Raw genomic sequence first — 14,600 nt, 5'->3', positions numbered from 1 at the left:
TTATTCCTCCTCAATAAAAAACGCCTATACGCAGGTATAGGCATTAAGCACTTCCCTACGCTGGTATAAACCAAACAGGTTCAAAGGGTCGGATTACTCCTCTCAGCACGAATGCACCCCTAGTGACATTTTTATTTTTATTTGTAGTACAGTATAATCGTATCATATTAAATATTTATCTCAAGTCATTATAATCATAATCACTATCGGTATTATAGGAAACACAATAATCATAAATGCGATAAACCATGCAGCTGGTCTTGCCATATTGAGTGTCATCCCAAATTCAGATAATTTTGGTACCCACACGTTATCATCTTCTTTATTATAATAAAACAGTCCCCATATATAATTTTTTCATTATGATACGGTGCTTTATCATTTAAAGCGGCTGAGGCACGATACTTCTTATCATTGCTAATCTGCTGAACAATACCAAATATCACCACGACAATTGATATAAATATAATACTTTCCATTATATAAGGTGGCATATATTCTTTCCCGAACAGAACAGGTCTTACGAGAATGAAGATAAATAAAATTGTCATAATAAATGATATGACGTGCAGTAACATCTCGTTATTGCGCTTTGTATCTGTCGCATACTTTTTCGAAGCTTCTTTATTTGCCGGACTCACATTTGACTGGTAAAGTGATAACCCTTTGCTTGAACCCCATAACACAAATATCATAAAGAGTGCTATGCCTGAAGGGAAGAATACAGTTATTATATTTTTATCACTCCAATCATCCGGTACACCATTAAGCCCCCAGTGCGTCGCAATTGTGTCAGGTATTGCATTGTAGTTGATTGCAACATATATAATCGCAGCAGCGAGCATTACGAGCTGTATGATATAGAAGTATGAAGACTTCGAATTTTCTTCATCCATTAAACTTGTATCTACAGCTTTATACATTTTAATATCTGCCATCCAGTCTTCTTTTTCTTTTAAGAACCTCATCTGATTAAATGCACTTCTATATATCCAGATCATTGCGATAATCAATAGGAATATAAGTATCGTAAACAGGATAAACTGCAATTCAGATTGTAATATCGTCATCAACAATAAATGAATAACTGCAAATAATATACTGATAATGAATACATTTCGTTTATACGTTTGCGCAATATTTCTCACCTTACTATCATTACGCTTACTGTCTGGAACATACACACTAAAGAGAATATTTCTTCTGATATATCGTGCATTCAGTAAAAAGAGTAGACCTGTACAAAGTAAGATAATAGTTGTAATAACGGCTTCCATATTATTCACGCTCCTCTAATTTTTTTAATAAGTCTGATATATCGACCTGCTTGCATTTCGCTTCATCAATTATCGGCTTTAATCGTTCCAGCAAATCTTCCTGTTCGGCTTTCGAAGCAGCCTTCAATGCATCCGGATGAATGATCGCACCTGACTTAGGCTGAACGAGTATCAACCCCTTATCTTCCAGGTAATGGTATGCTTTATTCACAGTATGCATGTTAATTTGTAATCCACGAGCTAAACTTCTGCTTGAAGGTAACGCATCATATGGCACTGCATTTTCTGATGCTATATTCGCAATTATCGCATTCGCAAGCTGCAAATATACAGGAGTCGTGCTCTCTTCATTTAATTCAATATATATTATCAACACCCCTTTTTGTTATACATATTATAGAACAATTCAAAATACAAAATAAAAAGTTTCTGTTATATATTTAGTATAACAGATGATGGCGAAATTTCCATAAAAAAGCTGAGACTTTATCGTCTCAGCTCTTAATTAATTCAACTTCCAAATATCAGTCGCATATTGCTGTATCGTTCGGTCACTAGAGAATTGACCCGACTTCATTATATTCGTCAAGCTCATCTGATTCCACTTCCTCTTATCCTGATACGTTGCCATCGCAGTGAGATGAATATCAATATATGAGTTAAAGTCTTTAAGCAGGAAGTACGGATCATTGTTTGTCAGTACATGGTAGTACAGGTCATTAAATGCATAGTTTCTGCCGAACTGTTCATTGATAAGCGCGTCCATCGCATTTTTCACACGTGAATCCGTCTTATAGATGTCCTCTGCTCGGTAGCCACCATTTAACTGATAATTAATGACTTCTTCAGAACTTAAACCAAAGATAAAGATATTCTCTTTACCTACAAGCTCAGCAATTTCAACATTCGCGCCGTCCATCGTACCAAGTGTAATCGCACCATTCATCATCATCTTCATATTACCTGTCCCTGATGCTTCCATCGATGCAGTTGAAATCTGTTCTGATATTTCTGCTGCCGGCATAATATCTTCAGCTAATGTCACATTGTAGTTTTCTAGAAATACAACTTTAATTCTATTATCAACATCTGTATCATGATTAACTACATTTGCAACAGCATGAATCAGTTTGATCACTTCTTTAGCAATATGGTATCCCGGCGCTGCTTTGGCACCAAAGATAAATGTTATCGGTTGTATTTTTATAGACGGCTTACGCTTAATTTCATTATAGAGGTAGATAATACGCAGTAAATTCAATAATTGTCGCTTATACTCATGTAATCTTTTCACTTGCACATCAAATACAGAATGTTCATCTACTTCGATGCCTGTCTTATTGTAGATGACCTCTTTAAGTGCTTTTTTATTGTGCAGCTTCACTTCAGCTAATCGATCCAGGAAAGCATCATCATTATAATAATGCATCAACTGCGTTAATTCCTGAGGATGTTTCACCCAGTTATCCCCGATAGTATCACTGATTAAGTTTGACAGCTCAGGGTTAGAGGTCATCAACCACCTTCTATGCGTTATACCGTTCGTCTTATTATTAAATTTCTCTGGCGTCAGCTTATAGAAATCATTAAATGTATAATCTTTAATAATTTCAGAGTGGAGCGCAGCTACACCGTTCACACTGAAAGAACCGACGATAGCAAGCTTGCTCATATGAACCACATTGTTACTGATGACTGCAAGATCACCAATCTTATCACGCATTTCTGGATGTGCTTCATATACACTCTTACAGAAACGTTCATTGATTTCATTGATAATCATAAAGATACGCGGGTTAACATTCTGAACTTGATATACTGGCCATTTCTCTAGCGCTTCCTGCATGATTGTATGATTCGTATAGGCAAATGTGTGCGTAGTAATGTGCCACGCGTCATCCCATCCGAGCCCTTCTTCATCCATCAGAATACGCATCAGTTCTGGAATACCGAATGTAGGATGCGTATCATTGATCTGAATACAATGATACTTATGGAAGTCTGTTACAGGCAGCTGATAGCGTTCTTTGAATTGATTGATCAGCGTCTGAATCGTAGATGAAACTAAGAAATACTGTTGCTTGAGACGTAAGAATCTACCTTCTTCAGTTGAATCATCAGGGTATAAGAAACCTGAAATACGTTCTACACTTTGCATATGCTCAAGTCGATTCTTGTTATCTCCATGATCTATCGTGTCGTGTGGTAGTTCAGCACTCCAAAGACGCAGCTGATTGACATTATCATTATCATATCCTACAACACCTACATCATATGGCACTGCAAGTACTGTCTCCTGGTTACTATAAGTAAATTTAAGATTGCCATCTTCAAGTACTTCTGAAGTGACTTGACCTCCAAAATTTACAGGCACCGCTTCCTCTATTCTTCTTGTTTCCCAAGGGTATACTTCCTGTAACCAGTTATCTGGCAATTCAATTTGTGTACCGTTAACAATACGCTGTTCGAATAACCCATAGCGATAACGTATACCAAAACCGTTCCCCATATACCCTAAAGAGGCGATAGAATCTAAGAAACACGCAGCAAGTCTGCCAAGACCACCATTTCCTAATCCAGCATCATTTTCTTCACTATAAATTTTCTTAGGGTCACGACCGAGCTCAGTCAGTACTTCATTACATACATCTAATAGTCCGGCATTCAATAGGTTACTTTCAATTAATCTTCCAATCAGAAATTCCATCGATAGATAGTTAATCTGGCGTCTTTTAGCTTCAATGTTATGATGTCTAGTATCCACTCCTGCCTGATTAATTTCATCTTTTAATATAGAGCATATTGCGTAGAATATATCGTTATCTGTAGACTCTTCCAAGGTTGCAGTACGTTTATTCATCAACTTAGTTTCTAATACTTTACGAAATTCTGATTTTGTATATGTTTTCATTGAAGTCTCCTTAATAGATGTCTAAGTATTGTCTTGCTGAAGCATCCCAGCTATGATTCACTTTTGTGATGTTCTTAATCAGAGCTTTATATTTATTTTCATCATGATAGATTAATAATGATGCATAAAGCCTATCTAATAATTCATGTGCATTATAGTTGGCAAAGGATAACCCAGTACCTTCCATCGACACTTCATTGAATGGAATGACGGTATCCTTCAGCCCCCCTGTTTCACGAACTATTGGAATTGAGCGATATTGCAGCGCAATCAGTTGACTCAGACCACAGGGTTCAAAAAGTGACGGCATGATAAAGAAATCGCTTGCCGCATAGATTTGTCTTGAAACCTGCTCATCAAACCCTCTATAGAAGCGTACTTTATCTGGATACTTCTCCTGAAGATAATTAAAGTAGTTTTCAAACTCTACTTCGCCATTTCCCATGATAAAGAGCTGTACCTCATTCTGGATAAATTCTTCCATAATACGCATCACAAGATGCAGACCCTTTTGTTCTACCATCCTCGTGATTATTGCGTACATCGGTATATGAGCAGAATTCGGAAGATCGAACGTTTCCTGAAGTATCGTCTTATTCTCTCGTTTCTTAAGTATCGAACTTTTGAAATTGACGGCGATGTTCTTATCAGTAAGCGCGTTATAGTCTTTAACATTTATCCCATTGACAATACCTGTTAAATCACGTGCACGCATATTCAATAAGTCTTCAAGCCCTTCGCCGTAGTATGGTGACTTAATTTCTTCAGCATAGCTCGGAGATACTGTTGTAATCTTATCAGCATGGAAGATACCTGCTTTCATAAGATTCAGCATGCCTCTCCACTCGAAACCCGCGAAATGAACGCGCTCGAGGTTAAAAAGGTTGTCAAACGCATCGTACATCAGCATTCCTTGATATTTGATATTGTGGATTGTGAATACAGTACGCATTCCAGCAACAGGTTGCTTTATATTACAAAAGGCAACTGCCGCCCCCGCTTGCCAGTCATGTCCATGAAGTACGTCCGGTTTATAATCTCCTCTATAGATAAATTCTATTACAGCATTTGAAAAGAAGACAAAACGTTCTCCATCATCATCATAACCGTACAGTGTATCACGACTGAAATACTGCATATTATCAACAAAATAATATATAATACCATTCCATTTTAATGATAGAATGCGTGTATATTGAAAACGCCAGCCTACATGTGTCTGAAAAATCATTTCTTCTTTAAGCTGTTCCTTATATTCAGATTTCAAGTCTTGATAAAGTGGTAAAATCACACGTACTTCACAGTCACCTGTTTGATTTAAATATTGAGGAAGACTGCCGATTACATCAGCGAGTCCTCCAGACTTAAAGAAAGGTGTACATTCTGAAGCTACAAATAATATCTTTTTCATCACTTTTCCAACTTTCTTTAAATTGTTTGTCTTTTCGCAACAACAAACGGCTTATCTTGTGACCCGATTAATTTCTGATGCTCATTCACAATGACGTCTTTGTCTAATATAACATTTTCAATCAAAGCACCAGCTTTTATATGGCAATTGGTCATAATAATCGAATTTTTTATCGTTACACCTGGTTCAACACATACGCCGCGGTAAAGAATACTGTTTTCAACATGTCCTGCAATTTCACACCCATTGGCAACAATCGAATTTAGAACGGTACAATCGCCAATATATTTTGTCGGAGGTTGATTAGAAATCTTTGTTTTAATTCTATTTTCCTTCATAAATATTGCTTTGTAACGTTCAGGCTCTAAAATGCTCAAGTTATTCTTATAGAATGTCTTAAGTGAGTTGATATACATTGTCACTTCCTGAATATCATAATATGTGACATCCAGATCATCTATTCTTTCGAATATACCATGGAAGAAGAAATTATCTTTATAATTCTGAATGCAGTAATCCATGATTTCAAATAATTTATCCTTCTTTATAATATATGTTCCAGTAAATACGTGGGCATTGGCACTATCATGGTTAAGATATGTCACTTTCGAACCTTCATTATTTACACGTAATAATGGTTGATGCATTTCTTCAAGCTTATCCACATTCTCTGAAATCAATGTGATATCTGCATCATTTTCTATATGAAATTTAAATGCGTCCTTAAAGTCCGTGTTTGCAATCAGCTGTGATCCAGAAATAATCACATCCGTTGCATTACTTCTAATAAAGAAATCACGGTTGTTATGAAAATGCCTTAAATCTCCTTTAGAAATATCCGATGGATCGTGCCAATCCGGAGGGAGCACAAATAATTTTGATTTTCGGTCATCAAGCCCAAAATCATCACCATTTCCAAGATGGTCCATTAAAGAACGGTACTTCTGGTTGACAAAGATTGCAACTTGATCAGTACCCGAACTTACTATATTAGAAAGGCTGAAATCTATCAGACGATATCTCCCTGCAAATGGAACGCTCGCACCATTTCGAAAATACGTGAGTTCTTCTAAATAATCCTGTTCATTTGATAAATTGATTAATCCCATAAGCGAACGCATTATGCATGACCTCCTGTAAATTTATGAATATTTTTAGGACCAACAACAATCGGTTCCTGCTCATTTGTTCCGTCAATCGTAACACCATCTGGAATGATAAGGTTATCCATGATAATTGCTTTTCTGATTGTACATTCTTTACCGATTACAGTTTTTGGATGGATGATTGCATCCTGAACGATAGCACCTTCGCCTACCATAACTTCGCTGAACAGCACTGAATGATCGACATGACCAAAGATAAATGACCCTGGACAGACGAGTGAATCATCGATATTTGCTTGAGTACCTACATATTGTGGCGGCAAGTTTTCTTCATGAGAATACGTTGGCCATGACTTGCTGTTTAACAGCTCTTTTAAATCTTCTTCTAGTAAATCCATATTCGCTTCCCAATAGGACTGTATCGTACCTACGTCCTTCCAGTATCCTTCGAATCGATACGCATAAAGAAGTTTGTTAGCATCCAGCATTTTGGGGATGATGTCGTTACCAAAGTCATGTTCAGATTGCGTATCTTGTTCATCTGCGATTAAATACTCACGTAAAACTTTCCAGCTAAAGATATAGATTCCCATCGACGCAAGATTATTCTTTGGATGTTCTGGTTTTTCGTCGAATTCATAAATCTTAAGATCCTCTTCAGTATTTAGTATTCCAAAGCGACTTGCTTCTTCAATCGGCACTTCAATTACAGAAATCGTCGCATCGGCCTGCTTTTCTTTATGGAAATCGAGCATCTGCTGATAATCCATCTGATAAATATGATCTCCTGAAAGAATCAGTAAATATTCCGGGTCATACTGATCGATAAAATGGATGTTCTTTGTAATTGCATCGGCAGTACCTTCAAACCACGAAGCGCCTTCCTGATCAGCAAATGGAGCAAGCACAGTAACGCCACCATCCTGCTTATCAAGCGACCACGGTTTTCCTAATCCAATATGTCGGTTCAGCATTAGTGGTGCGTACTGAACAAGCACTCCTACTGTCGATATATTTGAGTTCGATAAATTACTTAATGTAAAGTCAATGATGCGATACTTTCCTCCAAAGGGCACTGCTGGCTTTGCAATATTTTTTGTCAGCTGACCTAATCTCGTTCCCTTTCCACCTGCAAGTAACATTCCAACAACTTCATTTGACATGATATCCCCTACCTCATTCATATTTTTTTGTAATATCTATGATGTTCTTTTTCGTTCTTTAACTTTTTTATAGATTACAAATCCGAACGGTGGTATTTTCCCTTTTATCGCATGTTTGAAACCGGTTACCTCGATAGTTTCTGAAAAAAGATAGTTACTGACTACTTGATTAGAGCCACCGTATATTTTTTTATCTGAATTAAAATATTCTTTATACTTACCAGGCTGATCTACTGCCACGGTAAAGTCATAATAAACTTCCTTCGAGAAATTAAGCACTATAATCAAAGTGTTACCCTTACGATCTGTACGCATGTAACTCGCAATATTCTGTGTATTATTGTCTGCATCTATCCATTTGAAGCCTTCTGTTTTGTAATCTAATTCAAATAGTGGTCTTTCTTTTAAATACAGCTTATTCATATCCTGAACAAAATCCTGCAGTCCTTGATGAATGGGATAGTCCAGCAAGAACCAGTCCAGCTGTTCTTTATCTTTCCACTCAGCATACATTCCAATCTCGCTACCCATAAAGTTAAGCTTCTTACCCGGCTGGGTCATCTGATAGCCATATAATAAGCGATACTGCGCGAACTTCTGCCATTGATCTCCCGGCATTTTATCCAGCATACTAAGTTTACCGTGGACCACTTCATCATGTGAGAAAGGTAGGATAAAGTTTTCGTCGTAGCGATAGACAAGCGGAAAGTTCAAATAATTGTGGTGATGCTGCCTCATAATAGGATCGAGTTCCATATAATCAAGCGTGTCGTGCATAAATCCAAGATCCCATTTAAAGTTAAACCCAAGTCCGCCAGAAGCAACTGGCGCTGTAACATTCTTCATATCTGATGAGTCCTCTGCAATCATTAATGTATACGGGTAATGTTTGAAAACTTCGGTGTTCAGCTTCCGTAAAAACGCAACCGCTTCTTTATGAATCGTTGTCCCATCCTCATTAAAAATTCTCTCATGTGCTTTATGATTCTCAAAATTAAGATCCGTCATTGAATGTACAGCATCCACACGCAAACCATCGATATGATATTCACTCAACCAAAATAGTGCATTTGACACGAGGAAACTCTGTACTTCTGTTCGTCCAAAATCAAAGGTCAACGTCCCCCAGCCACGTTTTTCTGCACGATACATATCGGGATGTTCAAATAACGGAGTCCCATCAAACATCCTGAGACCGTGCGCATCCTTACAAAAATGAGCCGGTACCCAGTCCAGTATCACTCCAATTTGGTGCTGATGACATTGATCGATAAAATATTTGAAATCCTGTGGTGTACCAAATCGGCTTGTAGGTGCAAAATAACCCGTTACTTGATAACCCCAGGACAAATCGAAAGGATGTTCAGTAATTGGCATCAATTCAATATGAGTATAGCCCATCTTCTTCACATACGGGATTAAGGACTCCGCCATTTCTCTATATGTATAATATGAACGATCTGTAAACGCATCGATGGATTCTCCTTCGTAGCGCTCAACATTATGTTTTTTCCACGTTCCAAGATGAACTTCATAAATATTGATTGGTTGATCATAAGGAGAAGTCTTATTACTCTGCCATGCTTCATCTGACCATTGATAGGAGATATCCGTGACAACCGATGCTGTTGCAGGTCGTTTCTCAGCATAGAATGCATAAGGATCCGCCTTGAATATTTGTTGACCTTGTTTAGTTTCGATTAAATATTTATAGATTGAACCAATACATACATTAAATGTACCTGTAAACAATCCACTATCCGGTACTTTCTCAAGTTCGTATCCAGTACCCGTCCATTGATTCGCATCTAATGCAACACTTACCTTGCGCGCATGTGGTGCCCATACGGTAAATGTTGTCTCACCTTTCTCTTTGTTGAAATGAGCGCCCATAAACTGCTGGGATGCATAATGCGTCCCTTGATGAAATAAAAATCGATCTAATTCAGTTACCATTTCATCCCTCCGTCATATTGCTTATTTTCAGTATAATTGAAAAATGTGAACGATATGTTAATTAAACATTATTTAATTATATTTTCATCTCTATATTATACCCTTTAAATGAATAAAATTTCCTATATTCAAAATATTTTTACTTTTATATTTTCCATGTTACACGTTATAATATTAAACGAGTAGGAGGTTTTACCATTGCAAGCTTATATAGATGATTTTAATCTCATAACCATTCAATCAAATGTAAAATTAAATGGACATTTTCAAATCGATAATGATGGTATCTTCAAACTAGAATTGATGAAACAATTTAAACTTGAAAATAACTACTATTATAAATTGAAGATGTCACATCCTATACATCTGTCTCAAACATATCATATATTATATGACGGGCAAGAAATTCCATTATTCATAGGAGATATCACGAGAACCTCAAATTTTGAATCAGCATTTAGTGCACTGGATGAAACCCTCGGTGCAACGATTAAAGATGATAAGACGACATTCTCTGTATGGTCACCAGTTGCGCAGTCTATAATCGTCGTAACAGATGACCATACGTATGAAATGACTCGTAAGAACAACGGTACATATACCGTTGTCGTTGATAATAATCTCCATGGTATTTCCTATCAGTACGAAGTCATGATCAACAACAAGAAAATACGAGTGAACGATCCCTACGCTAAAGGATTAACTGTCAATAGTACGAAAAGCGTGGTCATCGATATGAATCAAGTGCAAGACTTTCCTTCTCAATTTCCAGAAATAGAACGTAATGATGTCATTATTTATGAAGTCCACACAAGAGACTTCTCGATGCATCCGAATAGCGGTATACAGCATAAAGGCAAATTATTAGGGTTAATCGAAGAAGGAACCTCAACCCATACGGGGCATACTACTGGCTTTGATTATATAAAATCATTAGGCACCAGTCATATTGAATTATTACCCGTAAACGATTTCGCTCGCGTTGATGATATTGATTTCACGTCCAATTACAACTGGGGATATGATCCGGAATTCTATCAGACGATTGATGGCAGTTATTCTACAGACGCGGTGCATCCTGTGAAACGAATCGAAGAATTAAAGATGGTAGTACAGAAATATCACGAAGCAGATATGGGTGTGATTTTAGATGTCGTCTTTAATCATGTATATAAGATGGAGACTTCTCCATTTGAACAGCTCGTGCCAGGATATTATTTTCGCTATCATAAAGATGGTACATTAAGCAATGGCACTGGGGTTGGAAACGATGTTAAGACAGAACGCGTCATGATGCGTAAATATATATTGGATACATTAGAATATTATATTGATACCTTTAAGATCGACGGCTTCCGTTTTGATTTGATGGGTGTTATTGATATTGAGACGATGCAGCATATCGAAAGATTGATCCAAAGTAAGAATAAATATGGCTTTATCCTAGGTGAAGGCTGGAATCTATATAGTGCAATGCCGGATGCTATAAAGACGATTCATGAGAATATCGATCAAGTCCCTGACGTTCATTTTTTTAACGATTTCTTTAGGGACACATTAAAAGGGAACAATTTCGACCTTAAGGATCGAGGCTATTTCAACGGAAAAGGGCGATACTATGAAAGAATGTTCACACTCTTCACAGGACAGACAGGTATCCCAGCCAAGCAGTCGATTAACTATGCAGAAGTACATGATAACCATACATTATTTGACCGCATCAACTATACGACTCAGACCGATATACAGTTGCAGCATAAGATTCATCAGATGATTACAATCTTCACCATTCTGTCACTAGGGACTCCTTTCATCCATGCTGGACAAGAGTTTTTTAGGACAAAATATGGGCATGGTAACACATACAACTTGAGTGATTTCATCAATAGAATCGACTGGAACAGAAGAATCAAATATGACAAAGAACTTGATGTCATCAAACAAGCCATACAAATAAGACGTACTTATGAAATATTTAAGGTTCAGACGCTTGAAAATAAGTCAAAACGTATCATACAACTTAACATTGACCAGCCTTTATTCGGGGTATTGCTTTTCGATAGAAGATATGAGTTTATACTTCTTTTTAATCCTACAGCGATCAATTATGACGTACCCTTACCAAGAATGGGTCAATATGAAGTAGTACTGACGAATGAAAGCACTCAACAGAAGCTCGTCCAGTCACAAGTGACATTAAATCCGTACCAATGTCTGCTACTAAAAAAGAATTTTTAAATAAATTATCAGCATATCAGTGGTCGGCGTATACAATTCATGATTTAATGAAGTTAATCTATATAAGGAGATGGAACATTTGACAAATCAAAGTACATGGGAAGCACATATCGATGATAGTTTAATCAGTATTGAAGCTTATGAAAAGTTATCTGAACAGGATAAGCAAGAGGGTTATGTAGGCAATTTATCTTTTGGTACAGCTGGTATTCGAGGTAAGATTGGACTTGGACCGAACCGTCTGAATAAATACACGGTGCAGAAAGTAGCAACAGGCCTTGCACAGTATCTCATTGAACTTAAAGCAGAACCGAGCGTGGTCATCGCATACGATACGAGACATTTCTCGCCGGAATTCTGTGATGCAATTGCTGAAGTATTAGGTCACCATAATGTTAAGACATATATCTTCGACAGATATCATACGACACCTGAATTGTCTTTTGCTGTGCGTCACCTAAAGACCGATGCAGGCGTAATGATAACTGCAAGCCACAATCCACCTGAATATAACGGGATTAAGATCTATGGTCCAGATGGCGGACAGCTAGCGCTTGAAGCTTCACAAAAGGTAAGTGCTTTTATCGATGATATTGATGATGTATTTGCACTTAACTCTACAAGTAAAGCTGAACTGCTAGCACACAGCAGGATTGAATATTTAGATGATAGCATAATCAACGCCTATAAATCGGAAGTTATTTCACTCGTCGAAGATATCCCGGCATCTGATCTTAAAGTCGTTTTTACAAGTTTGCATGGTACAAGTGTACCGATCATACCTGAACTATTAGATGCACTTAACTTTACGCAATATGAAGTGGTTAAGGAACAGGCGATTCCAGATGGCGATTTTACATCTGTAAAATCTGCGAATCCAGAAGATCATGACGCATTTGATTTGGCTGTCAATTACGCGAAAGCCTCAAATGCAGATCTACTGATTGCGACAGATCCGGATGCGGATCGTATGGGAATAGTTGCATATGTAGATGGCAAATTTCATTATTTCAATGGGAATCAAATAGGCGCTTTACTCCTCCACTATCGTATTCAGTCTACTAAAACGACTGAAAATCGTGCTGCAGTAAAATCCATAGTAACGAGTGACCTTGGCCGCAAGATTGCTGAAGCAAACAATGTAAAAATGTTTGACGTCTTAACAGGTTTTAAATTTATAGCAGAGAAGATTGCTCAATTTGAATCTTCTTTAGCGTATAACTATATATTTGGCTATGAGGAAAGCTACGGTTATATGGCCGGTCCATTTGTACGTGATAAAGATGCTGTTCAAATCGTCCCGCTCATTATCAAACTGGCAAGTGAGCTCAAGAATGAACAGCGTACAATTGTAGACCAGATGAATGACATTTATTCTAAATATGGTCATTATCAGGAGAAATTATTCTCCCACACCTTTGAAGGCCAAGAAGGCAAAGCACATATCGAAAAGATAATGAGTGAAAGCCGTGCCCAATTCCCTTCTGAAATAGCAGGTCAAAAAGTTATCCGTGTTGATGATTATCTTGCACAGACTTCTTATGCTGATGGTTCTGAAACAAAGATTGAGCTCCCGAAAGCTGATGTGCTAAAGTTTCATTTTGAGAATGGATGGATTGCACTACGTCCATCAGGTACTGAGCCGAAAATCAAGCTATACATATCAATGATTACAGATGATATCGCATCACTTGCAGAAGAAATGAACCAGGCTTTCTTCAATTAATTACTAAATAAGCACTTGAAACCTCAGAGGCTTCAAGTGCTTATTTAGTACTTTATTTACACAGAAGGAACAAACTTAAAGAAGTTCAGCCATGGCATGTCTCTAGTAATATAAATATAGCTCACCATAATGATGATATATAGAATATGCAACGGGAAGACATCAATCTCTATCTTGTTCATCTCTTTATATGTAAAGAAGAGTTTGATCGGCACTGTCATAATAATTAAAAATCTTATCGTATAGATGATCATGACGAATTCTGGGCGTAGATACACACAAAGCAGCTCGATAAGCATAAAGAAATTGTACAGCGTATAGTAGCTGATCGTATCTACAAATACTTTATAGAAGTTATTACTCCGATTTAAAGCAAGCATCTGAATTAAATACGTCATTAGAATAGCGATTAAAGCAAATGTACCCCCACTGACTACATAATTAATGCCTTCCAGATTATTAAACGTACGTAGGTGAAATGCACCAAGCAGATAGAGCATACACAAGAAGATACAGTAGTTACTAACCGCAAAATAAAAATATTTACTACTTTTGCTGTTATCTATTATTTTATTCGGCATGACAAATGAGCGGTAAGCATAGTTCAAGAAAGAATCGATATGGTAATCAAATTCTTTAATCGGTTGCTTTACTTGTGCGATTACCTGTTTTCTTTTGCTGGTCTTTACATGTTGCTGGTCCAATGAATCGTTGACAACGTTCTTTCTATCGTCATCTTCTTTAATAAACTTATTAATGTGGTCCCATTTGCCCATTCTCTCACCTCAAAAAAATAAAAACTGTTTAATGAT

Annotated in this window: 10 protein-coding genes and 1 riboswitch; of the genes, 2 read left to right on the top strand and 8 right to left on the bottom strand. The window is 37.1% G+C overall.

Annotated features, from left to right (window positions below; translation table 11 throughout):
• Positions 1 to 35 precede the first annotated feature (35 nt).
• Positions 36 to 131: riboswitch (TPP riboswitch) on the bottom strand.
• Between the two features lie 144 nt (positions 132 to 275).
• From KYI10_04255 to glgB, 7 genes are all read right to left on the bottom strand, one after another.
• Positions 276 to 1,277: a DUF1648 domain-containing protein gene (locus tag KYI10_04255; GenBank protein QYA33651.1), complete on the bottom strand. Its 1,002-nt coding sequence runs from the start codon at positions 1,275 to 1,277 to the stop codon at positions 276 to 278.
• Between the two features lies 1 nt (position 1,278).
• A complete protein-coding gene (locus KYI10_04250; protein ID QYA33905.2) occupies positions 1,279 to 1,653 on the bottom strand; it encodes a GntR family transcriptional regulator in 375 nt (124 codons plus the stop codon).
• Between the two features lie 129 nt (positions 1,654 to 1,782).
• Positions 1,783 to 4,188, bottom strand: coding sequence for a glycogen/starch/alpha-glucan phosphorylase (locus KYI10_04245; protein QYA33650.1), 2,406 nt, complete (start codon positions 4,186 to 4,188; stop codon positions 1,783 to 1,785).
• A 10-nt stretch (positions 4,189 to 4,198) separates the two neighbouring features.
• Complete coding sequence (locus KYI10_04240; protein ID QYA33649.1) at positions 4,199 to 5,599, bottom strand: glycogen synthase; 1,401 nt, start codon at positions 5,597 to 5,599, stop codon at positions 4,199 to 4,201.
• Between the two features lie 17 nt (positions 5,600 to 5,616).
• Positions 5,617 to 6,720 (bottom strand): glucose-1-phosphate adenylyltransferase subunit GlgD, encoded by a 1,104-nt coding sequence (glgD, locus tag KYI10_04235; GenBank protein QYA33648.1) that lies wholly within the window; start codon positions 6,718 to 6,720, stop codon positions 5,617 to 5,619.
• Entirely contained in the window at positions 6,720 to 7,868 is a 1,149-nt protein-coding gene (locus tag KYI10_04230; protein QYA33647.1) for a glucose-1-phosphate adenylyltransferase, read from the bottom strand. Before KYI10_04230 ends, glgD begins: the two co-directional genes overlap by 1 nt.
• Positions 7,869 to 7,904: 36 nt before the next feature.
• A complete protein-coding gene (gene glgB / locus KYI10_04225; protein QYA33646.1) occupies positions 7,905 to 9,824 on the bottom strand; it encodes a 1,4-alpha-glucan branching protein GlgB in 1,920 nt (639 codons plus the stop codon).
• A gap of 198 nt (positions 9,825 to 10,022) precedes the next feature.
• Here glgB and pulA point away from each other — a divergent pair, with 198 nt between their 5' ends.
• Together pulA and KYI10_04215 are read left to right on the top strand one after the other, a co-directional pair.
• Entirely contained in the window at positions 10,023 to 12,062 is a 2,040-nt protein-coding gene (pulA, locus tag KYI10_04220) for a type I pullulanase (protein ID QYA33645.1), read from the top strand.
• A 70-nt stretch (positions 12,063 to 12,132) separates the two neighbouring features.
• Positions 12,133 to 13,788, top strand: coding sequence for a phospho-sugar mutase (locus KYI10_04215; GenBank protein QYA33644.1), 1,656 nt, complete (start codon positions 12,133 to 12,135; stop codon positions 13,786 to 13,788).
• A gap of 56 nt (positions 13,789 to 13,844) precedes the next feature.
• On the opposite strand, the gene KYI10_04210 is transcribed toward KYI10_04215, so the two are convergent.
• Entirely contained in the window at positions 13,845 to 14,564 is a 720-nt protein-coding gene (locus KYI10_04210; protein QYA33643.1) for a hypothetical protein, read from the bottom strand.
• Positions 14,565 to 14,600: the final 36 nt, after the last annotated feature.

The sequence above is a fragment of the Macrococcus sp. 19Msa1099 genome (assembly GCA_019357535.2).
In the GTDB taxonomy this organism is placed as follows: domain Bacteria; phylum Bacillota; class Bacilli; order Staphylococcales; family Staphylococcaceae; genus Macrococcoides; species Macrococcoides psychrotolerans.
This window is presented reverse-complemented; position numbering and strand designations above follow the sequence as displayed.